19 protein-coding genes and 2 pseudogenes are annotated in these 20,228 nt (G+C 61.4%); 11 read left to right on the forward strand and 10 right to left on the reverse strand.

Annotated elements, in window-relative coordinates; all coding sequences use genetic code 11:
• Positions 1 to 269: 269 nt before the first annotated feature.
• On the reverse strand, positions 270 to 1,853 hold the full coding sequence (locus tag ASG68_RS16970; protein ID WP_062582369.1) for a peptide chain release factor 3: 1,584 nt from the start codon (positions 1,851 to 1,853) through the stop codon (positions 270 to 272).
• 90 nt (positions 1,854 to 1,943) lie between these two features.
• Here ASG68_RS16970 and dut point away from each other — a divergent pair, with 90 nt between their 5' ends.
• Positions 1,944 to 2,414 (forward strand): dUTP diphosphatase, encoded by a 471-nt coding sequence (gene dut / locus ASG68_RS16975; RefSeq protein WP_062582371.1) that lies wholly within the window; start codon positions 1,944 to 1,946, stop codon positions 2,412 to 2,414.
• Complete coding sequence (locus ASG68_RS16980) at positions 2,415 to 3,305, forward strand: GNAT family N-acetyltransferase (RefSeq protein WP_062582372.1); 891 nt, start codon at positions 2,415 to 2,417, stop codon at positions 3,303 to 3,305. It abuts the gene before it with no gap.
• Positions 3,306 to 3,308: 3 nt separating this feature from the next.
• Here ASG68_RS16980 and ASG68_RS16985 read toward each other — a convergent pair whose 3' ends face one another.
• A complete protein-coding gene (locus tag ASG68_RS16985) occupies positions 3,309 to 3,752 on the reverse strand; it encodes an Lrp/AsnC family transcriptional regulator (protein ID WP_062609918.1) in 444 nt (147 codons plus the stop codon).
• A gap of 134 nt (positions 3,753 to 3,886) precedes the next feature.
• On the opposite strand from ASG68_RS16985, the gene ASG68_RS16990 reads away from it, so the two are divergent.
• Both ASG68_RS16990 and ASG68_RS16995 read left to right on the forward strand, forming a co-directional pair.
• The gene (locus tag ASG68_RS16990) at positions 3,887 to 4,783 is read left to right on the forward strand and encodes a DMT family transporter (protein WP_413814017.1); all 897 of its coding nucleotides are present in this window, start codon (positions 3,887 to 3,889) and stop codon (positions 4,781 to 4,783) included.
• A gap of 20 nt (positions 4,784 to 4,803) precedes the next feature.
• Positions 4,804 to 5,109, forward strand: a complete 306-nt coding sequence (locus tag ASG68_RS16995) for an NIPSNAP family protein (RefSeq protein WP_062582455.1) — start codon at positions 4,804 to 4,806, stop codon at positions 5,107 to 5,109.
• A gap of 15 nt (positions 5,110 to 5,124) precedes the next feature.
• On the opposite strand, the gene ASG68_RS17000 is transcribed toward ASG68_RS16995, so the two are convergent.
• A complete protein-coding gene (locus ASG68_RS17000; RefSeq protein WP_062582378.1) occupies positions 5,125 to 5,682 on the reverse strand; it encodes a cysteine hydrolase family protein in 558 nt (185 codons plus the stop codon).
• Between the two features lie 218 nt (positions 5,683 to 5,900).
• Here ASG68_RS17000 and ASG68_RS17005 point away from each other — a divergent pair, with 218 nt between their 5' ends.
• Both ASG68_RS17005 and cysK read left to right on the forward strand, forming a co-directional pair.
• The gene (locus ASG68_RS17005; protein ID WP_062582457.1) at positions 5,901 to 6,518 is read left to right on the forward strand and encodes a LysE family translocator; all 618 of its coding nucleotides are present in this window, start codon (positions 5,901 to 5,903) and stop codon (positions 6,516 to 6,518) included.
• Positions 6,519 to 6,650: 132 nt separating this feature from the next.
• On the forward strand, positions 6,651 to 7,619 hold the full coding sequence (cysK, locus tag ASG68_RS17010; protein WP_062582380.1) for a cysteine synthase A: 969 nt from the start codon (positions 6,651 to 6,653) through the stop codon (positions 7,617 to 7,619).
• 756 nt (positions 7,620 to 8,375) lie between these two features.
• Here the strand turns inward: cysK and ASG68_RS17015 are convergent.
• Positions 8,376 to 9,275, reverse strand: a pseudogene (locus ASG68_RS17015) (YifB family Mg chelatase-like AAA ATPase); the annotation flags it as partial.
• A gap of 53 nt (positions 9,276 to 9,328) precedes the next feature.
• Here ASG68_RS17015 and ASG68_RS17020 point away from each other — a divergent pair.
• Entirely contained in the window at positions 9,329 to 10,888 is a 1,560-nt protein-coding gene (locus ASG68_RS17020; protein WP_062609920.1) for a recombinase family protein, read from the forward strand.
• A gap of 1,156 nt (positions 10,889 to 12,044) precedes the next feature.
• On the opposite strand, the pseudogene ASG68_RS17030 reads toward ASG68_RS17020, so the two are convergent.
• From ASG68_RS17030 to ASG68_RS17040, 3 genes and pseudogenes are all read right to left on the reverse strand, one after another.
• Positions 12,045 to 12,686 (reverse strand): annotated as a pseudogene (locus ASG68_RS17030) (magnesium chelatase domain-containing protein); the annotation flags it as partial.
• A gap of 232 nt (positions 12,687 to 12,918) precedes the next feature.
• Positions 12,919 to 13,866, reverse strand: a complete 948-nt coding sequence (gene gshB, locus ASG68_RS17035) for a glutathione synthase (RefSeq protein ID WP_062582384.1) — start codon at positions 13,864 to 13,866, stop codon at positions 12,919 to 12,921.
• 1,125 nt (positions 13,867 to 14,991) lie between these two features.
• Positions 14,992 to 15,639 carry a dihydrofolate reductase family protein gene (locus ASG68_RS17040; protein ID WP_062582386.1) on the reverse strand — a complete coding sequence of 216 codons (648 nt, stop codon included), beginning with the start codon at positions 15,637 to 15,639 and terminating at the stop codon, positions 14,992 to 14,994.
• Between the two features lie 121 nt (positions 15,640 to 15,760).
• Here ASG68_RS17040 and ASG68_RS17045 point away from each other — a divergent pair, with 121 nt between their 5' ends.
• Together ASG68_RS17045 and ASG68_RS17050 are read left to right on the forward strand one after the other, a co-directional pair.
• Positions 15,761 to 16,117, forward strand: a complete 357-nt coding sequence (locus ASG68_RS17045) for an ArsR/SmtB family transcription factor (RefSeq protein WP_062582388.1) — start codon at positions 15,761 to 15,763, stop codon at positions 16,115 to 16,117.
• Positions 16,101 to 16,580, forward strand: coding sequence for an SRPBCC family protein (locus ASG68_RS17050; protein ID WP_062582389.1), 480 nt, complete (start codon positions 16,101 to 16,103; stop codon positions 16,578 to 16,580). The genes ASG68_RS17045 and ASG68_RS17050 overlap by 17 nt, the downstream gene beginning before the upstream one ends.
• Before the next feature lie 3 nt (positions 16,581 to 16,583).
• Here the strand turns inward: ASG68_RS17050 and gcvA are convergent, their stop codons facing one another.
• A complete protein-coding gene (gene gcvA / locus ASG68_RS17055; protein ID WP_062582391.1) occupies positions 16,584 to 17,483 on the reverse strand; it encodes a transcriptional regulator GcvA in 900 nt (299 codons plus the stop codon).
• A 131-nt stretch (positions 17,484 to 17,614) separates the two neighbouring features.
• On the opposite strand from gcvA, the gene ASG68_RS17060 reads away from it, so the two are divergent.
• Complete coding sequence (locus tag ASG68_RS17060; RefSeq protein WP_062582459.1) at positions 17,615 to 18,319, forward strand: SDR family oxidoreductase; 705 nt, start codon at positions 17,615 to 17,617, stop codon at positions 18,317 to 18,319.
• A 63-nt stretch (positions 18,320 to 18,382) separates the two neighbouring features.
• Entirely contained in the window at positions 18,383 to 18,946 is a 564-nt protein-coding gene (locus tag ASG68_RS17065; protein WP_062582394.1) for a pyridoxamine 5'-phosphate oxidase family protein, read from the forward strand.
• 82 nt (positions 18,947 to 19,028) lie between these two features.
• Here the strand turns inward: ASG68_RS17065 and ASG68_RS17070 are convergent, their stop codons facing one another.
• Together ASG68_RS17070 and ASG68_RS33050 are read right to left on the reverse strand one after the other, a co-directional pair.
• Positions 19,029 to 19,976 carry a hypothetical protein gene (locus tag ASG68_RS17070; protein ID WP_062582396.1) on the reverse strand — a complete coding sequence of 316 codons (948 nt, stop codon included), beginning with the start codon at positions 19,974 to 19,976 and terminating at the stop codon, positions 19,029 to 19,031.
• Between the two features lie 149 nt (positions 19,977 to 20,125).
• Positions 20,126 to 20,228 (reverse strand): integrase core domain-containing protein (locus ASG68_RS33050; protein WP_156384880.1); only part of this gene is annotated, 103 nt, incomplete at its 5' end.

Raw genomic sequence — 20,228 nt, forward strand, 5'->3', positions numbered from 1 at the left:
CACTGCGCTTTCAAATGATGAAGCGTTAGTAGCAATGCCACCGGTTCGGAACCAGACGGAAAATCAGGCTGGTCTTGAAAAGTGATGCGGTTCGAATGCGGCACACTCCCTCTTCTCCCCAGCGGGGAGAAGTGCCGAGCACAGCGAGGCGATGAGGGGGCGCCGGCTTGAGCCGGCGCGAGCGGCGTGCTCCAATGGTGGCCTTCGGCCCCCTCATCCGCCCTTCGGGCACCTTCTCCCCGCCGGGGAGAAGAGAAGGCAAGCCGTTATCACGCCGCCTTGGCGACGTGATATTCCTTGATGGCGATCATCTTGATAGCCGGGTAACGTTCTGCCTCGTAGCGCAGAGAGAACGAATCCTGCGCCAGAAACACCGGGTCGCCGTCGAGGTCGCGGGCAATGTCGCCGCGCCGCGCGGTGATGAACTTGTCGAGATCCACCGGATTGTCGGCAGAGATCCAGCGGCAGACGGAAAACCGGGCGACATCGAAGGAGACCGGCAGGCCGTATTCCGAGCTTAGCCGTTCCTTCAGCACGTCGAGCTGCAGTGCGCCGACGACGCCGACGATCGCCGGCGAGCCGTCCTCGGGCGAAAACAGCTGCACGACGCCTTCCTCGGCCATCTGCTGCAGCGCTTCCTTCAGCTTCTTCGCCTTCATCGCATCTTCCAGCCGCACGCGGCGCAGGATTTCCGGCGAGAAGTTCGGCACGCCCTGGAACACCAGCTGTTCGCCCTCGGTCAGCGTATCGCCGATGCGCAGCGTCCCGTGGTTGGGAATGCCGACCACGTCGCCGGCGTAAGCCGTGTCGGCCAGCTGCCGTTGCGAGGCGAAGAAGAATTGCGGTGCGGTGAGGCCGAGTTGCTTGCCGGTTCGCGCCAGTCGCGCCTTCATGCCGCGTTCCAGCTTGCCGGAGCAGATGCGGGCAAAGGCGATGCGGTCGCGGTGGTTCGGGTCCATGTTCGCCTGGATCTTGAAGACGAAGGCCGTCATCTTCTCGTCGGTCGCATGCACGGTCCGAACATCGGCGACCTGGTCGCGCGGTGGCGGGGCGAAATCGCCCAGCGCATGGATAAGATCGCGGACACCGAAATTGCGCAGCGCCGAGCCGAAGAAGACCGGCGTCAGATGGCCTTCGAGGAAGGCCTTCTTGTCGAACGGCTTGCAGGCCTCGATCGCCAGCGACAATTCGTCGATGAAGGTCTCGCGCTCGTTTTCCGGCAGCCGGTTGGCGACCGCTTCGGGACCGTTGACCTTGGTCGGGATTTCCTGCGTATCGGCGGCGCGTACTGTGTTGTCGGCCAGATGATAGGAGCCGCAGAAGGTCTTCGACCGGCCGATCGGCCAGGTCACCGGCGCGCAGTCCAGCGCCAGCTTTTCCTCGACCTCATCCAGGATTTCGAAGGGGTCGCGGCTTTCGCGGTCCATCTTGTTGATGAAGGTGATGATCGGAATGTCGCGCATGCGGCAGACTTCGAACAGCTTCAGTGTCCGCGGCTCGATACCCTTGGCGGCGTCGATCACCATCACGGCGGCATCGACCGCCGTCAGCGTCCGATAGGTGTCGTCGGCGAAATCTTCGTGACCGGGCGTATCGAGAATGTTGAAGACATTGCCATGATACTCGAACGTCATCACCGAGGTGACGACGGAAATGCCGCGCTCGCGTTCGATCTTCATCCAGTCGGACCGCGTCTGGATACGGTCCTTCTTCGCCTTGACTTCGCCGGCGAGCTGGATGGCGCCGCCGAACAGCAGCAGCTTTTCGGTCAGCGTGGTTTTACCGGCATCCGGGTGCGCGATAATAGCAAAGGTGCGGCGGCGGGAGACCGCCTCGGCAAGACTTTCGGCCATGATGTGAATCCTGTGAATTGCGGCGTCTTCTACAGGCTCGGGCGAGAATATGCAATTGACCGCGCCGGGCATGGGACGGCTAATGCCGCCATGACCCTTCACGCACAGACCCGACCGTCGCTCAGCCTTCTCCGCCTGCCGCATGGAGCGGAGATCGACCTGCCGGCTTACGAAACCGCAGGTGCAGCGGGCATGGACCTGCGCGCCGCTGTAAGCGCCGATCAGCCGACGATCCTCTCGCCGGGCAAGCGCACGTTGGTGCCGACCGGTTTCATCTTCGAGATTCCTGCCGGGTATGAGGCCCAGATCCGCCCACGCTCCGGGCTTGCCTTCAAGCATGGCATCACCTGCCTCAACACACCAGGCACGATCGACAGTGATTACCGCGGCGAGGTGAAGGTGCTGCTTATCAATCTCGGCGACGAGGATCTCGTTATCGAGCGCGGCATGCGGATCGCCCAGATGGTGATCGCTCCTGTCACGCAGGTTTCGGTCCATGAGGTCCAGGAAACGAGCGAGACGGCGCGCGGCGCCGGCGGGTTCGGCTCGACGGGCGTCTAGGTGACCACCGGTCCCGGCCATCCGGTTTTTCGTCAGGATTATTTTGGTGATCCCGCCGCATGGTCGGCGCTGGTGGCCTTGTTGCACGATACGTTCGATATCGATGTCGGCATTCAGGATCGTTTTGGTGGCCCGGACCCGACCAGCATGCCGTTCGGCTATTTCGATGCCGATGGCACCTGCATCGCCAATTTCAGCGCATTTTCCATGTCGGTCATCATTGAAGGACGCCCGGTGAAGGCCGCCGGCTTCCAGTCCGGCGCGGTCCGGCCGCAGTGGCGGGGCAGGGGGCTCTATCGCGACCTGATGAATCGTGCCTTCTCCCGGTGCGATGCGCAGGGTTTCGAGCTTGGCTTGCTCCTCACGGACAAGCCGGCGCTTTATGAGCCCTATGGTTTCCGAGTCGTGCCCCAGCACAAATTCGTGGGCAGCCCACCGCCAATCCAGCCTTGGACCTCGGCACGGCGTCTTTCGCTGGAAAATGCCGACGATATCGATCTGCTCAAGAATCTGCTTTTCCTTAACAGGGTACCGGTTTCCGAGCGGTTCGCGGTTGCGTCGCAGGCGGAGATGTTCCTGCTGAACAGCTTTTTCGATGGCGATGTCAGGCTCGATTATCTTGAGGCATTCGATGCGGTCGCGGCCTGGAAAGAAGATGCTGGGACGGTCCAACTGCTCGATATTGCTGGGCGGGCGATCCCGCTGCTTGGCGATATCCTAGCGGCACTCGGCGTGACGCATGAGGATGTCGAGGTCTGCTTCCCGCCGGATAAGCTGGGCTGGCAGGGCATGCCGGAAGTCCATGCCTCCGGCACAAGCCTGATGATCCGGGGATTGCCGGCGGAAAGCTTGGTCGATCCCGTTATGCTCTCCCCAATGGCGGAGTTCTAAGGTCTACTTCCCGGCCAGCGGCGGCAGGCGCCGTTTCACCGGGGTCGACTTGACGATCGAGGTATTGGTCTGGGCGCGTTCGGCGACCTTGTCGAGGATCGCGTCGAGCTGTTCCATGTCGCGCACCAGCAGCTTGGCGATGAAGCAGTCGTCGCCCGTTACCTTGTCACATTCGACGAATTCCGGCGTGTCCTGAATGAGCTTTTCGACGATGTGCAGCATGCCCGGCATGGGCCGGACACGCACGACCGCCTGCAGGGCATAACCGAGTGCCGTCGGATTAATGCCGACGGTAAAGCCGGTGATCACGCAGCGATCTTCCAGCCGCCGCAGCCGGTCGGCGGTGCTGGGTGAGGACAGGCCCGCCTCCTGTGCCAGTTCCTTCAGCGAGATCCGGGCATTGACGGAGAGGATGTCGAGAAGCCGGCGGTCGAGATCGTCGAGCATGGGAATCTCCGTTAGGTGAAATTGCGATAATGCCTTCGATGATCAGGCAATGTACGGCAATTGCCTCTGATAATCCATATTTTCGCATTGGTCGTCGCGATATTCTCCGGTCACGTTCAATGGAGTGGATGGACATGGACAAGGATATCAAGACCGGCAGTCTCGAAATGACCGCGGCAATGCTGATTTCCGGCACTGTCGGCTGGTTCGTGTTGATGTCAGGGCAGCCGGTGGTCAATGTCGTGTTCTGGCGCTGCCTGTTCGGCGCACTGACACTGCTCGCCATCTGCGGCGCGCTTGGGCATTTCCGCCGTGGCATTATCACTCGGCGTCTGCTGGGGCTCGCCGTGCTCGGCGGTGTCGCGATCGTCGTCAACTGGCTGCTGCTGTTCGGCGCCTATTCCCGCGCCTCGATCTCCATTTCGACCATGGTCTACAACACCCAGCCCTTCATGCTGCTGGCGATCGGCGGGCTGTTCTTCAAGGAGAAGATCACCGCGACGAAGCTCTTCTGGCTCGGTGTCGCCTTCGCCGGCATGATCGCGATCGTCGAGGCCAAGCCGCCTGGTGATTTCACCGGCGGCGATTATCTGACGGGCATCGCCATGGCGCTCGCCGCCGCCTTCTTCTATGCGCTGGCGGCCATGGTCGCCAAGCAGCTGAAGGGCGTGCCGCCGCATCTGATCGCGCTCATCCAGGTCGTTACCGGTCTGCTGATGCTGGCGCCGCTCGCCGGTGGATCCGGACTGCCGGCGGAGCCTGTTCAGTGGGCTCTGCTGATCGCCATGGGCGCCATTCATACAGGGCTGATGTATGTGCTCCTCTATGGCGCGATCCAGAAGCTGCCGACGCATCTGACCGGCGCCCTGTCGTTCATCTACCCGGTCGCCGCCCTCGCCGTTGACCGCATTGCCTTCGGCCATCAGCTGCAAGCGATGCAACTCGTCGGCTCAGTGGCGATCCTGATAGCGGCGGCCGGCATGACATTCGGCTGGACATGGTCACGTCCGGTGCGGCATCAGGCGAGCTGAAAACATCCAAGGAGACCCGCATGATCACCTGCACCCTTCGTTACGTCATCGACCCCTACAAGCTGGCGGAATTCGAGGAGTATGCCCGGCTCTGGATCCCGCTGGTCAACCGGCTGGGCGGCACGCATCACGGCTATTTCATGCCGCATGAAGGGGCAAACAATATCGCGCTGGCGCTGTTCAGCTTTCCGAGCCTTGCGGCCTACGAGACCTATCGTGAGCGCATGGCCAAGGACCCGGAATGCCAGGCGGCCTTTGCGCTTGCCGAACGCACACGCTGCATCCTCAGCTATGAGCGGAGCTTCATGCGGCCAGTGTTCGAATAGGATATTCGAATAGGCTCAGAAGCTGATTTCGTCGCAGCGGCGCAATTCGACGTGATGGGCGCCGGCATCGAACCCACCCAGCAGCCGGTTGTGATGGGCGATGATCTGCGGGAAGGTCAGGTCGCCCATGTCGCCGGTCGCGTGTCCGTCCGAAAGCAGGGTTACATCGTAGCCGAGCGAGACGGCACGGCGGACCGTGGTATCGACGCAGAATTGCGTCATGCAGCCGCCGATAACCAGATGGGTGATGGAGAGCCTGTCCAGTTCGTCCTGCAGGTTGGTCTGAAAGAAGCTGTCGCAGGCCTTCTTGTGGACGACGGTCTCGCCGGGAACCGGCGCGATCTCGTGGCGCAGGCCCCAGCCGTTCGACGAACGCGCCAGCCGGTCGCCGGGGCCGCCATCGTGCTGCACCAGGATCACCGGGATATGGCTGGCACGGGCACGGGCCTGGATTGACTGGATGCGGCCGACGGTCTCTGTGAGTGCCGCGTCGATGGCAGACTGGCGTTCCGGCGTCCCCGCACCTTCCACGATGGCATTCTGGACGTCGATGATGATGAGGGCAGTGGTCATGGTGGTCTCTGATCAGTGTTTCGAAGAGAACGAATGTCTCGACGGGGCGAGGGCGGGGTGCCCTCTTGTGGGGTGATGCGGAACCGTGCGGCTATCGACGCAGCGGACCCGGCTTCCGCGTCTGATTAGACCCTTCGGTGCGGCTGATCAATGCCGGGTAAATTGCGTTCATCAGAAAAAGCCGATACATGTCGGCGGCGCAAAATCCGGAGCTTTCCATGACACTCGCCACCCTTCTTGCCTATTCCACGGCGCTTTTCATTGCGGCTGCTATACCGGGGCCTGGAATGACGGCGATCGTCGCTCGTGCGCTCGGTTCCGGCTTTCGCGAAACCTTTTTCATGGGGCTTGGCCTCGTGCTCGGCGATCTCGTTTACCTGACAGCCGTCATCCTCGGCCTTGCGTTTGTCGCGCAGACATTCACCACCGCTTTCCTGGTCATCAAGATCCTCGGCGCGCTCTATCTCTGCTATATCGCCTGGAAGCTCTGGACCGCCGGTCTGCTGCCGCAGGATATCCAGGCGCGCAAGAGCACCAGTCTCGGCATGTCCTTCCTGTCCGGCCTGCTGATCACGCTCGGCAATCCGAAGACCATGCTGTTCTACGTGGCGCTGGTGCCGACGCTGATCGATCTGCACGCAATCGGCCTCAACGATTATGCGCTGCTGGTCGGCGCCACCTTCATCGTGCTGATGTCGGTTCTGATCCCCTATATCCTACTTGCGTCACGCGCTCGCCTGCTACTCAAGCAGCCCCGCGCGCTGAAATCGCTGAACCGGACCGCCGCCAGCATTCTAGGTGCGACGGCTGCCTATATCGCTGTCCGCGCGGCCTGAAAAAATCATCCTGCGCTTAGGCGCTCAGCGGCAGTTTTTTCCAATGGAATAAGGCCCGTTATCGGCATCACTCTGGCAAGTCGGCTGCTTTGCCCCTATTGTTCACGCAACTGAACGAAAAGGGAGAACACCATGTCAGAACAGCGCAAACCCGGCCGCGGCCGCATCTATTCCTCAATCACCGAGACGATCGGCGATACCCCGATCGTGCGCCTCGACAAGCTGGCCCAGGAGAACGGCGTGAAGGCCAATCTCCTCGCCAAGCTCGAGTTCTTCAATCCCATCGCCTCCGTCAAGGACCGTATCGGTGTGGCGATGATCGAATCGCTGGAAGCCCAGGGCAAGATCACCGCCGGCAAGACGACGTTGGTCGAGCCGACCTCGGGCAATACAGGCATCGCGCTTGCCTTTGCCGCCGCCGCCAAGGGTTACAAGCTCATCCTGACCATGCCGGAGACCATGTCGGTCGAGCGGCGCAAGATGTTGGCTCTGCTCGGCGCCGAACTGGTGCTGACGGAAGGCCCGAAGGGTATGAAGGGCGCGATCGCCAAGGCCGAGGAACTGGCGGCTTCGCTTCCCGACGCGATCATTCCGCAGCAGTTCGAAAACCCGGCCAATCCGGAAATTCACCGCAAGACCACAGCCGAGGAAATCTGGAACGACACCGACGGCAGTGTCGATATCCTTGTTTCGGGCATCGGCACGGGCGGCACGATCACCGGCGCCGGCCAGGTGCTGAAGGGCAAGAAGCCGTCGATCAAGGTCGTGGCCGTGGAGCCGGCCGAATCCCCGGTCCTGTCCGGCGGCGCGCCCGGCCCGCACAAGATTCAGGGTATCGGCGCAGGCTTTGCCCCCGCCATTCTCGACACCAAGATCTATGACGAGGTCGTCACCGTCTCCAGCGCCGAGGCGATCGAGACCGCCCGCCATGTGGCCCGTCTGGAAGGGGTGCCGGTCGGTATTTCCTCGGGTGCGGCGCTGACGGCGGCGATCAAGGTCGGCCAGCGCCCGGAAAACGAAGGAAAGACGATTGTCGTGATCATTCCGTCCTTTGCCGAGCGGTATCTGTCGACGGCCCTGTTCGAGGGGCTTGGCGGGTAAGGTTTTCTTGGGGGGGTGGGGCCGGCTTCGGGCTGTTCTCGGGCTTTGCACTGTTGGCAAGGTGACGTTTTTGGCGCCGGCAGTGTGTTCCGGAAACAAGGCGATTGCCAAACGCCACACTCCGTCATTCCCGTGCTTGTCACGGGAATCCAGTCACCGCGCGTCTGCGCGGTGAGAAAGTCTTTTGACCCGACGGACGTCGGGTCGCTGGATCCCGCCACGAGGGCGAGGATGACGGAGGGTGTAGATTTCGCTTCGTCACACAACCTGCTTGGGTGGATGTCGTCGACTTGAGCGTAACGCTTGAAGGCTTGATTCCTAGGCAGTAACCGGCGTCTCTCTCGCATCAATCGCAGTCGTGAATGGCCTCCGAAAAGATCCCCTCCCCAACCCCTCCCCACAAGAGGGAGGGGCTTAACCTGCCGCGCGCTCCGTGGTCGAAAGCGGGCATGGTCTAAGCCGACCTTTTGGGGGAGACAGCCGATAGGCCAGCGGGTTGCTCGATATGCAACAGAGCTGGTTTTTCGGAAGAGAACCCTCGGTTCGCGGTCCACATGGACTTTGCAGGCATCGCGTCTTGCGATGACACGGCGGGCGGGGGCGGAAACTCTAAATCCGTTCGCTGCAAAAGCGGTGTATTGCAGACGATCGATGCCGCCGAAACCGAAATGTCCCAAAATCCTGTCAAAGAACCGGAAGTGCATCCATCAAAGTGCTTCCGGCATTATAACCTCCCCGGCAGTACCGGGGAAAATGTCATGCTGCAGCGGTGAGCCTTTCGCCGGCGATGCGGTAGGAAATGGCTTCGGCGAGGTGGATGCGGCCGACGGTCGGTTTTTCGTCGAGATCGGCCAGCGTACGGGCGACTTTCAGGACGCGGTGATAGCCGCGCGCCGAGAATTTCATCTTTTCGGCGGCGTCGCGCAGCAATTGCAGGCCCCCGGCATCGGGTTCGGCCATCTTCTCGATCATTGCCGTGGAGCATCGGGCGTTGGAGAAGACCTGTGGCGTGCCGAAGGCAATGAAACGGTCCATCTGCAGTTCGCGGGCCTTGGCCACCCGGCGAGCGACGACGGCGCTGGTTTCGGCCGGTGCCGGGCGGATGAGGTCGGCGGCTGTGACGGCGGGCACATCGATGCGGATATCGATCCGGTCCATCAGCGGGCCGGAAATGCGGCCCTGATAGTCGGAGACGCAGCGCGGTCCCCGGGCGCAGCTATGGCCGGGCTCCCCCGCCATGCCGCAGCGGCAGGGGTTCATGGCAGCGACCAGCTGGATCGCGGCGGGATAGGTGACGCGGTGGTTGGCCCGGGCGATGATGCATTCGGCCGTTTCCAGCGGCTGGCGCAGTGCGTCGAGAACCTGCGGCGTGAATTCCGGGAACTCGTCGAGAAACAGAACGCCATTGTGCGCCAGTGACGCCTCGCCCGGCTTGGCCCGCAGGCCACCGCCAATCATCGCGGCCATGGTGGCAGAGTGGTGTGGGGTGCGGAAGGGGCGGCGATCCGACAGCTTGCCACCGGCAAGTTGCCCGGCGATCGAGTGGATCATCGAGACTTCGAGCAGTTCGGACGGTGAGAGCGGCGGCAGGATCGAGGGCAGGCGGGCGGCGAGCATGGATTTGCCGGAGCCGGGCGGCCCGACCATAAGCATGTCTTGTATATTGGACCCCTAATTATTACATCGTGGGCTGTTTGAGGAGCCGCTTCATGAACATACCAAAGCCAACTGCTTTTTCCTACATCCGCTTTTCCACCCCAGAGCAAGCGCTAGGGGACAGCGAGCGCCGCCAGATCGATGCCGCTCAGCGTTATGCCGACCAGCACGGCCTTGAGCTCGACACGCGGACGTTTCGGGACCATGGGGTTTCCGCGTTCAGGGGCAAGAACGCAAAGATGGGGGCTCTGCGGGCGCTGCTCAGGCAGGCCGAGGATGGAGACATTCCAGCGGGAAGCTACCTCATCGTGGAGAGCATGGACAGGCTCAGCCGCACCATCCCCCGCAAGGCGGTGAAGACCCTAGAGGCGCTGTGCGAGGCGGGCCTCACGGTGGTCACCCTAGATGACGGGCAGGTCTACACGGAGGCGCGGCTGGATAAGGAGCCCTATGCCTTCATGGTCGTCTACATGGTCGCGATCCGTGCCAATGAGGAGAGCTTGAGAAAGGGTCGTCGGGTTGCCGAGGCTTGGGCCGCCAAGCGAGGCCGGGCGGATAGCGAGAAGCTGACCGCAATCTGCCCCTATTGGCTGCACCTCAAGCCCACGCGGAAGGCCTTTGTAGTGATAGAGGAGAGGGCGGAGATAGTTCGTCGCATCGTTCAAGAGGCCCTTGAAGGGCAGGGCCAAGAGCGCATCGCAAGGCAACTCAATGAAGAGGGCGTGAAGACGTTTGGGCGGGGCGAGCGGTGGTATAAGAGCACCATCGGCAAGCTCCTACGTTCGCCAGCCCTCGCAGGCTTCTACCAGCCCCACAAGATGGCTTATGGCGAGGACGGGGTGAGGCAGCGAGAGCCCGATGGCCCCCTCGTGGCTGGCTACTATCCGCCGGTGATCTCAGAGGAAGACTATGCGCGGCTCCAGGCGGGGCTAGACGGTAAGCGGGCTCCTTACAGGCGCATCACCCACGCCATCACCAATCCCCTCGCAGGTATCGCCAGATGCGGCCTCTGCGGTGCGAGCATGACGCAGGTCGCCAAGGGGAACCGCGCTAAGCCCCGCCTCGTGTGCTCTCGTGCCAAGGTGGGGGCCGGTTGCAGCTATCGCAGCATCCCCACGGAAGACATCTGGGCGGCGCTTCGTGATCCGATGCTTTCGGCGGACGCTCCCACGGGCAGCGACAAGAGCCGCGAGCAGTGGGAGGCCATTCGGAGGGAACGCATGGGCGCAGAGGTCCAGCTTTCCAACCTCGCAAACGCTATCCGGGATGGCGTCTCCGCCTCTGTGCTAGGCCCCCAGATATCCGCCGCTGAGCGGTCCCTAAAGGCCCTCAATGAGCAGGAGAGGGCGGTGGAACAACGCATGTTGGCTGAGACCCCCCACAGCGTCAAACGACGCCTAGCAGCCCTCGGTGCGGTGCTTGAAGACGGCGATGCGGATGCTGCTACCGTCAATCGGCATCTGAGGGAGAACGTCTCCGCCATCATCATCCATCCCGACATGCCCGAGCACATGGAAGCCGCAAGCATGGACGTTCGGTGGCTACATGGCGGGGAGAGCAGTGTGGCGATAGGTGGCTTTGCCGCCTTCCCCATCAACCCAGAAAGGAAATGAGCATGATACCTACATCCGAAGAAATCTTGCGCTGGCGAGACGGTAATACCCACAAGATCGGCCCATTGACGCTGCGCTACCGGCTCCCCGAAGAGTCGATGCCGTCAGGGGAATGCTTCATTGAGACAGAGGAGGGCGCGGCCTTTAGGCTCGATTGGATGGATGCCGAGGCTCTCGCGTGGTGCATATTCCCGAGCGCAGACCTTTGGGGAGCACACGCAAATGATCCAAAGCTCCAGAGCAGCGGGAGCCGGTTAGGCTGGCTACGTTTCAAGATGACGAGCGATCCTACAAAGCTGGGTTCGCTTACGGGGTGGTCGGGAAAGGTGTTTCAATTCTCCCGTCTCTTGTTTGATGCAGGGGTCGGGGAAGTGGTGCGGCCGGTGGGGCAGAGTCGGACCTTAGACTATCGACGGCAGGCTCTCCGGAAGGTCGGCGGCCCTGCGTCGGCCGATACGCGAACGAGCTTTGTGCATTGCTGTGCGGCATTCGCGAAGCACCGAAATCCCGAGGTAGACATCGCCGGGTGGCAGCAACAGGCGATAGCGCGGTTCCATGCGGCCGACCAGATGGCGGATTACGTAGCGAACGAGGGGGATGACGATTAATTCCCTCCGGGGAGCCCAGGGCGTTTATCCATTAGCTTAGGCTGATATTGGGATATTTTGCTCCATGACTCCCCTTTCTTTGCTGATTTCGAAATGTCATTCCTAAATAGGGCCTTTTGGAGCACAAAAAATATCCTTCGAATAAGGTATAACCTTATGCCCCCTCCAGGTATATCCCCCAGCCTTCCCCTTGGTAGTGAGAGACACCTCTCCCCCACCATCATGCTCTGAGCACATGCTTTAGGTCTGTGCTCAACCGGACCATGAAGGGCCTCCCTGTGCTCTCCCCTATGGGAGGGAGGGGGATGGGGTGTCTCCTCCACCCTTGTGGCTTCAAGGCCCCCTTGTGACATCTATCAGTGGGCCGGAGGCAACTTCCGGAGGGGCGTTGAGAGGGGTCACACACGCGAGACATGGAAGAACGTGGCGGCGGCTAAGCGTTTCCCCCCGTGCCGCCTACTAGGGGCGCATAGTGCATTCGCTTCGGGGCGGGGCTTAGCGAATGGCCGCCGGACAGGGGATGATGTGGGGTCTAATGTTGACAACGTGAGGAGATTATGATTGCCGGCGGCGGCGACTTCCAGCGCGCGCTTGGCGCTTTCCTGACCCTTGATATCGGCAAGATCCGGCATATTGGCGGCAGTGGCGCGCACGGAAGCTTCCGGCCGCGACAGGACCTGCGTGCCGCGAAAATGATTGGCGAGCGCGATCAGGCTGCGGGGTGCGAGAATATCGATCTCGGAACCGGCCCAGGCGGCTTCCGCGCCGCTGTCGGACGGGCAGATCAGGCCCTTGCCGAGACCGTTGGCGCCGATGGCGGCAGGCAGGGCGCCAGCGACGGCGGCGATCGTGCCGTCAAGATTGAGTTCGCCGATGACGACATAGCCATCCAGTGCATCGCCGGGGATAGCGCCAAGCGCTGCCATCAGGCCGAGTGCGATGGGCAGATCGAAATGAGAGCCCTCTTTGGGAAGATCGGCCGGGGCAAGATTGACGGTGACTTTCTTGGCTGGCAGCGACAGGCCGGAGGCGTGCAGGGCTGCCTGGACCCGCTCGCGGCTCTCGGCCACCGCCTTGTCCGGCAGGCCGACGATCTGCATGCCGACCTTGCCCGGCGCGACCATGACCTGAACATCGACCGGCACGCCTTCTATGCCCTGAAATGCAACCGTACTGACACGCGCGACCATGATTGCCCCTCTTGCCGCGCGACGGATGAACAACCCGCCGCCACAACCTTCATCGGTTGTGGCGGGAAATCTGGCACGAATATCGGAATAAAACAAGAACAATCATCGAACAGAATCGATGAATGCAATCGTCCTGGTTGAGGCCGGTTGTATTGTGCGAACGAAGCGGAACAACCGTGAACATCCGGAGCGCGAAACGGGTTGTATCACGCTTCGGGAGAGGAGGCGTTGGTCAGGCGCGCTTGCGTTCGATCGCATCCCAGAGCAGGGCTGCGATATCGGCGCCGCCGAATTTCTTCACTTCGCGGATGCCGGTGGGCGAGGTGACGTTGATCTCGGTCATGACATCGCCGATCACGTCGATGCCGACGAGCAGGAAACCGCGTTCACGCAAGGCAGGGCCGATGCGGGCGCAGATTTCCTTTTCGCGCGGGGTCAGTTCCGTCGGCATGGGCGTTCCGCCGGCATGCATGTTGGAACGGGCGTCATGTTCGGCGGGGACGCGGTTGATCGCGCCGACCGGCTCGCCATCGACGAGGATGATGCGCTTGTCGCCCTTGCGTACCGCCGGCAGGTATTCCTGGGCGATGAACGGTTCGCGGAACATCTGGCCGAACATCTCGAGCAGGGACGACATGTTGCGGTCGTCGCGCGTCGAATGGAATACGCCGGCGCCGCCATTGCCGTAGAGCGGCTTCAGGATTATATCGCCCATCTCGGCGCGGAACGAGGCGATCTCGGCGGGATCGCGGGTGATCAGCGTCTTCGGCATCAGGTCGGGAAATTCGGTGACGAAGATCTTTTCCGGCGAATTGCGCACCCAGGCGGGATCGTTGACCACAAGGGTCTTGGGGTGGATACGCTCGAGCAGATGCGTCGAGGTGATATAGGCCATGTCGAAGGGCGGATCCTGACGCAGCAGCACGACATCCATGGTCGACAGATCGATGCGTTCGGCATCGCCAAGCGTGTAGTGGTCGCCCTTGACGTCGCGCAGCGTCATCGGCTGGACGGTGGCATAGACCTTGCCATCACGCAGCGACAGCTGGTTCGGCGTATAATGGAAGAGGTTGTATCCGCGGGCCTGCGCTTCGAGGCTCATGGCGAAGGTCGAGTCGCCGGAAATGTTGATGCCGGAGACATGGTCCATCTGGACCGCGACATTGGTGATCTTCGCCATGGGTGATTTCCTGTTGATCGTGGGCGCATGGTAGGCAGGCCGTTGTATAGCAACCGGGTGGGCGGGAGCCTACAGATTTCTATCCGCCCTGCGCGCGAAATGCGGAACGATTTTTCCCTGGAGGTTTGACGGCAGGCGGCGGTGTTCACGCGACGCGGTGCGCCCGTGGTTTGAGGGATGAACTCGGCCGGGACACATCGTGTGCCTCATAGAGTAGTAAGTAATGACACGCGATGTGCCCCGTTTCGGTGTCTTTTGCCGCGCTTCTCAGGTTCTTCTGCGCCTCCCGTTTGACGGAGAGGCCTCCAATGCCCCGGCCCGCTGCTTATCCGCTGGGCCTTTNTTCTCGGCGAGCGCTCATAGAGTAGTAAGTAATGACACGCGATGTGCCCCGTTTCGGTGTCTTTTGCCGCGCTTCTCAGGTTCTTCTGCGCCTCCCGTTTGACGGAGAGGCCTCCAATGCCCCGGCCCGCTGCTTATCCGCAAGGCCTTTCAATGAGGCGGGGTTCAGCCCTGGACCCTTGGACGGAAAACCGTCCGGCGGCGTGAGCCGCCCGTGGCGTGGCTACCCGGCACGCCCGGTTCATTCGCGAACCGGAGGAGAACCGCCTTTCACGCGGCCCCGGATATCCGGCGCGCGTTCCGCCAGACCATCCGGGCACCGGCCCCGCCTCGCCGGCAACGCAAACCGGTGTATCCGTGACGGGACGAGTGGATTGTGGCACAGGTGATGGGGGCGGGGATGAATGGGGATGAATTNCCGCCCGTGGCGTGGCTACCCGGCACGCCCGGTTCATTCGCGAACCGGAGGAGAACCGCCTTTCACGCGGCCCCGGATATCCGGCGCGCGTTCCGCCAGACCATCCGGGCACCGGCCCCGCCTCGCCGGCAACGCAAACCGGTGTATCCGTGACGGGACGAGAGGAGTGTGGCACGGGTTATGGAGGCGGGGATTTTGTCGTGTGGCCGAGATCCCCTCACCAACAAAATCTAACACTTAGCCTTTGGCTAAGATGTTGATTTTGTGTCCTCTCCCACTTGGGGAGAGGTAACGATGCCGAACCTGTCGCGTCAAATCTCATCCCCGATTTGTCGTGTGGCAATATGTCGGTCGCCCTGCCGTGATCAGCTCTCGCGTCGAAAAGTGAGGTGGATGATGCCGCTCGGGGCGGTTTCCGACTGGATCGTGTAGCCGGATTCCAGACCGCGCAAATCGTCCCAGAGGCGGATGCCGCGGCCGAGCAGGATCGGGGTGATAGCGACGTGGAGATGGTCGACGAGACCGGCCTTGAGGAAATCGCGGGCAACGGTCGGGCCGCCGCCGACGCGCACATCCTTGCCGCCGGCGACATCCACGGCTCGTTGCAGGGCTTCGGCCGGCGTGGTGTCGATGAAATGAAAGGTGGTTCCTCCGGCCATCGCGAGCGATGGCTTCGGCTTGTGGGTGAGGACGAAGACCGGGCAGCGGAAGGGCGGCTCGTCACCCCACCATCCCTGCCAATCGGGATCGTCGGGGAAATTGTGAAGGCCGAACATGCCAGCCCCCATGATCTCGGCACCGACATTCTCGAAATAGGCCCTGGCATAGTCGTCATCGAGATCCGCGGTGCCGGCGCCGCTGGTATCCTTGAACACACGCTCGCGAAACGTCCGGGTCGCGGCATAGGCGGCGACGAGGCGGGGCCAGTCATCGCCGAACGGGTTTTCCGGCGTCTGGTCCGTCGTGGTGGCGAAACCATCGAGCGAGACCATGAGATCGATACGGACGGCCATTGCTGTTCTCCTTTGGTTGTTTCGCGAAATAGTAAGGTCGTTGCCTTTGTATCAAGAAAAAACAGTAAGGCAAGTACCTTTCTTTTCTTGACCGGCCGCACCGTCCGTCCTAAAAAGTCCCATGCCTCATCATTCGACGCCACTCGATCTCGCCTTTCACGCGCTCAGCGACCCCACCCGCCGGGCGGTCGTGTCGCGGCTGGCGCTTGGCGAGGTGCCGGTGAGTGTGCTTGCCGAGCCCTTCGACATGGCGCTGCCGTCCTTTGCCCAGCATCTGAAGGTGCTGGAGGACTGCGGGCTGATCACCAGCGAGAAGCGTGGACGCAGCCGCTGGTGCCGGCTGGTTCAGGCGCGTTTCGACGAGGCGGCCGACTGGATGGCGGCCGAGCGCCTGCGCTGGACGCAGCGGCTGCACCAGCTGGAAGTCTATCTCGACACTGCGCAGGAGGATGCGGAAGCCCATGACAAATCCGTTTGACACCTGGTCGCTCGACCGGGAAATCGTCCTGGTCAAGCTGCTGAACCACCCGCGCCACAAGGTGTTCGCCGCCTGGATGGACCCGAAGGCCTTGGCCGCCTGGTACGGTCCGGCTGGGTTCCGGATCGAAAGCCATGAGGCGGATATCCGCGAGGGTGGAACCTGGCGGTTCGACATGGTGGGCGTGTTCGACGGGAGCGAGCAGCGCTTTCCCAATCTCATGCGCTTTCTGAAGATCGTGCCGAACGAGCGCATCGTCATGGACTACGGCACGCCGGACCCCGACGATCCCGATCGCTTCCGAACCACGGTGACCTTCGACGAACAGTCCGACGGCAAGACGGTGCTGACGCTCCGTCAGCTTCACCCGAGCCGCGAACGGCGTCAGGTCGTCATCGGCTTCGGTGCGGTGGAATACGGGCTGCAGACGCTGGATGGCCTCGCCGCCTGGCTGGATGGGTGAACGTTATCGCCGCACATCCTCTGCAGCAAAGGCCCGCGCCTCGCTCAAGATCCACCCGACCAACGTTTCGAGTTCGGCCGATTTCCGGTAGCGCGGCCAGACGAGGTAGAAGTCGGAGCGGCCGCGGAGTGAGCCGTCGATGGCCTGGATCAGGCGGCCGTCCTGAAGGTCGCGGGAGACGAAGTCGCGGTTGGCGAGCGTAATGCCCTGTCCGGCGATGGCGGCTTCGATGGCGTGGGAGGTCTGGTTGAAGCTGATGCCCTTGAAGGCGGCTTCGGTCTTGCCGATGTGCTGCTCGATGAATTCCGGCCAGAAATTGTGGGCGTCGTGGAGCAGCGTATAGTCTTCCAGTTGCTGCGGTGTGCGTGGTCGGTCGCGCTGTTCGAGCAGCAGCGGACTGCAGACGGCGATGATCTCCTGTTCGAACAGCAGTTCGGCAGCGAGCCCCGGGCCGAAGGGAGGGCGGCCGTAGCGAACGGCTAGATCGACGCCATCGGCCTGGAAATTCGACATGCGCTCGGTTGCCTGGATATGCAGATCGAGTTCGGGATAGCGGCGTGTCAGCTCCGGCAGGCGGGGGATCAGCCATTTCGAGGCGAAAGTCGGCGTCGTGCTGACGGTGAGCTTGACGGGTTGCGGTTTCAGGTTTTCGGTGGCCGACGACAGGATCTCGAAGGCGCGGCGGATATCGGCACCGTAACCGCGTCCTGCACCGGTCAGCGCAAGGGTGCGCGGCAGCCGCTCGAAGAGCTGTACGCCGAGTTCCGCCTCCAGCCCGCGCACCTGCTGGGCCACGGCGGCCTGCGTAACGCCGAGTTCTTCCGCCGCCAGGCGAAAGTTGAGATGGCGCGCGGCGGCCTCGAAGGCCTTCAGGCCGTTGAGAGAAGGAAGCTTGCAGAGCATGACGCAATATCCGAAAGAATTTCTACTGGCAGATGATATGAGAACTATTTCGATATTGGACGGTTTCGGTGATATTTCAAGCCATACAAGGAATGGCCGTTTGGGGCCGTGACCAGGGAAAGGACAGGATGATGGCAGTAGAAAAGGTAGCGATCGTAACGGCGGGCGGCAGCGGCATGGGCGCGGAAAGCGCGCGGCGCTTGGCGGCCGATGGTTTCAAGGTGGCCATCCTGTCCTCCTCCGGCAAGGGCGAGGCGCTGGCGCAGGAACTCGGCGGCATCGGCATCACTGGCTCGAACCAGTCGAATGACGACCTGCAGCGTCTGGTGGATGCGACGGTGAAGAAATGGGGCCGGGTCGATGTGCTGGTCAACAGCGCCGGCCACGGCCCGCGCAAGCAAATCCTCGAACTGACCGACGACGACTGGAAGACGGGTCTGGATGTCTACTTCCTGAACGTTGTACGGCCGACCCGTCTCGTTACCCCGATCATGCAGAAGCAGAAATCCGGCGTCATCATCAACATTTCGACCGCTTGGGCCTTCGAGCCCTCGGCGATGTTCCCGACGTCTGCGGTGGCGCGTGCCGGTCTCGCCTCCTTCACCAAGATTTTCGCCGACACCTATGCGGCCGAGAATATCCGCATGAATAACGTCCTGCCGGGCTGGATCGACAGCCTGCCGGCGACCGACGAGCGCCGCCAGGGCGTACCGATGCAGCGCTATGGCACGAGCGCCGAGATCGCGGCGACCGTCGCGTTTCTTGCCTCGGAGGGCGCGGCCTATATTACCGGCCAGAACATCCGCGTCGATGGCGGTGTTACCCGCTCGATCTGAGTGGGTGTTGATGTCGCTGCCCCGAAGATGATCCGGGGTGGCCTGCAAAAATCCGGAGGATCGATGACCGATATCGCCCAGGTTTGGGATGTGCTGCATGCCGCGGCGACCAGCCGGTCGCCGTTCAATTTCCTGCAGTTGGCGACGATCGGGCTGGATGGATCGCCGCAACTACGCACCATCGTTTTGCGGGGATGCGACCGGGACAAGGCGACGGTCTCATTTGTGACTGACATGCGTTCGCCGAAGGTCGCGGAAATCCTGCGCGATCCGCGTGTGTCGCTGGTGGGGTTCGACGGCGAAAAGTCCGTCCAGCTTCGGCTGTCGGGGATTGCCTCGGTCGTGGCGGATGACGTGGCGCGGAAGTCCATGTGGGACAGGCTTCGTCACAGGACGCTTGTTCTCTTCGATGCACCGTTTGCTCCGGGGACGCCGATTGATGGTGAGGGGAACCCGCTGGCGCCGATGCCGGACGACGATGGCTCAGCCGGTCCTTATGAAAAGTTCGCGTTGGTCTCCGTCACCGTGGAGAGACTAGATTGGCTTGATCTGTCATCGGAGCTGCACCAGCGATATACGTTTTCCGGCCATGCTGGCGCGTGGCGAAGAACTCGTATTCTGCCATAGCGCTTAAGAGTTTGGGATTCGCCTAGCCATCAACTCGAGCGCGTCCAGGGTCTCGCGCGTGAGGTAAGGGTAGTGAGTCGCTCTATCTGGCCTCGAATTCGACTGAGATAATATCATCGTCGGTTAACGTGGGCATGGAAAATTTGCTTCCCGATAGTGTAGCGGCAGTGTGACATAGACCAGTCATTTCGCGGTAGTGGCGCAAGATCACCTCTTGTACATCTTCCTCGGCGCTTTTGAGCACAATAGGTCTAACGTAACGGTATAGGCCAATTTCACGGTCAATAGGCTTCGCGAAGCCCATATACTCTACAAAGCGGTCGCCGTATGGGCGTCTGTGCACAAATTCATTTCGCAGATCTGTGACTTCTTCCATCCAGCCACCTACTTCAACCTTCACGGAGCTACTCGGCTTTTGCCGAAAATAGCCCTTTTGTTGGAAAAGCCGAAGTAGATCGTCTGCTGCAAAATGCTCTGGCCGGACTACATCTGTAAGCCGTGTGAATGAATCGATTTTTTGTGGGTCTTTACCAATCCGTAGTGCACAAAAAGCCGCGAGATAATCTCGTGCGGCGCCGAGATGCATGAAAAAGGATTGTACGTGAGCGAACAGCGCTTGATCCAAGGGCGAGGATGAAAGTTTTCCTTCCAATGTGCCAGACGCCATATGGTTGACCAGCTGCTCGTTATAGAACTCCGCAATTTGCTCTACGCAAATGTCCATATTGCGGAGGCTGAGGCTGATGGAACTGGCAAGGCGCTCAGCCTCAGAGCGGTTATCGAGAAGTGCGGCGATCTGTTTATGAGTGGGCTGAACCAACGCGGCGAAGTCACTTGCAGTTCGTTCTCGTGATAGATTTCCTGCCACATTGCTCCAAAGATCGGCCGATCCCTGCATGTGATTTGTTTGACCGGGGATGAAGGGACACCAACTAGAATGGTACTGACCTTTGAACCACCCGATCCGGTGGAACGCGATAAATATGAAGCCTTGCTGCCTGAAAAAGGACCTCAGCGTCGCCGTTGACATAAAGCCTTTTGCACAAGGATGTCCATCATCCAAGACGGGTTGAATGTACCAGGCATTATCGCTGTGTTCGGCAGCAAAGATGCCGCCCGAGTAAATTTGGAAGAAGGCGTCGCCATCTGAAGTGCACCCCGTTTCACTGGACAGGTCGGCTAGATTGATTTTGCCCTGATGAACTGCCGAGGGGAAGCCATCTTGAGCGCGGAATGGGGATGGATTTCGTTGTAGTCCTCGATCCACCGGTCGATAAGCCGG

It is taken from the genome of Rhizobium sp. Leaf453, from assembly GCF_001425605.1.
Classification (GTDB): domain Bacteria; phylum Pseudomonadota; class Alphaproteobacteria; order Rhizobiales; family Rhizobiaceae; genus Pararhizobium.

Coding starts and splice junctions, on each gene's coding strand:
- dut (WP_062582371.1), top strand. CDS start 1,944: ATGACCCTTCACGCACAGACCCGACCGTCGCTCAGCCTTCTCCGCCTG.
- ASG68_RS17020 (WP_062609920.1), top strand. CDS start 9,329: ATGAACATACCAAAGCCAACTGCTTTTTCCTACATCCGCTTTTCCACC.
- ASG68_RS17005 (WP_062582457.1), top strand. CDS start 5,901: ATGACACTCGCCACCCTTCTTGCCTATTCCACGGCGCTTTTCATTGCG.
- ASG68_RS17070 (WP_062582396.1), bottom strand. CDS start 19,976: ATGTCAACGGCGACGCTGAGGTCCTTTTTCAGGCAGCAAGGCTTCATA.
- ASG68_RS17000 (WP_062582378.1), bottom strand. CDS start 5,682: ATGACCACTGCCCTCATCATCATCGACGTCCAGAATGCCATCGTGGAA.
- ASG68_RS17040 (WP_062582386.1), bottom strand. CDS start 15,639: ATGGCCGTCCGTATCGATCTCATGGTCTCGCTCGATGGTTTCGCCACC.
- ASG68_RS16985 (WP_062609918.1), bottom strand. CDS start 3,752: ATGCTCGACGATCTCGACCGCCGGCTTCTCGACATCCTCTCCGTCAAT.
- ASG68_RS16990 (WP_413814017.1), top strand. CDS start 3,887: ATGGACAAGGATATCAAGACCGGCAGTCTCGAAATGACCGCGGCAATG.
- cysK (WP_062582380.1), top strand. CDS start 6,651: ATGTCAGAACAGCGCAAACCCGGCCGCGGCCGCATCTATTCCTCAATC.
- ASG68_RS17050 (WP_062582389.1), top strand. CDS start 16,101: ATGACAAATCCGTTTGACACCTGGTCGCTCGACCGGGAAATCGTCCTG.
- ASG68_RS17065 (WP_062582394.1), top strand. CDS start 18,383: ATGACCGATATCGCCCAGGTTTGGGATGTGCTGCATGCCGCGGCGACC.
- ASG68_RS17060 (WP_062582459.1), top strand. CDS start 17,615: ATGGCAGTAGAAAAGGTAGCGATCGTAACGGCGGGCGGCAGCGGCATG.
- gcvA (WP_062582391.1), bottom strand. CDS start 17,483: ATGCTCTGCAAGCTTCCTTCTCTCAACGGCCTGAAGGCCTTCGAGGCC.
- gshB (WP_062582384.1), bottom strand. CDS start 13,866: ATGGCGAAGATCACCAATGTCGCGGTCCAGATGGACCATGTCTCCGGC.
- ASG68_RS17045 (WP_062582388.1), top strand. CDS start 15,761: ATGCCTCATCATTCGACGCCACTCGATCTCGCCTTTCACGCGCTCAGC.
- ASG68_RS16970 (WP_062582369.1), bottom strand. CDS start 1,853: ATGGCCGAAAGTCTTGCCGAGGCGGTCTCCCGCCGCCGCACCTTTGCT.
- ASG68_RS16995 (WP_062582455.1), top strand. CDS start 4,804: ATGATCACCTGCACCCTTCGTTACGTCATCGACCCCTACAAGCTGGCG.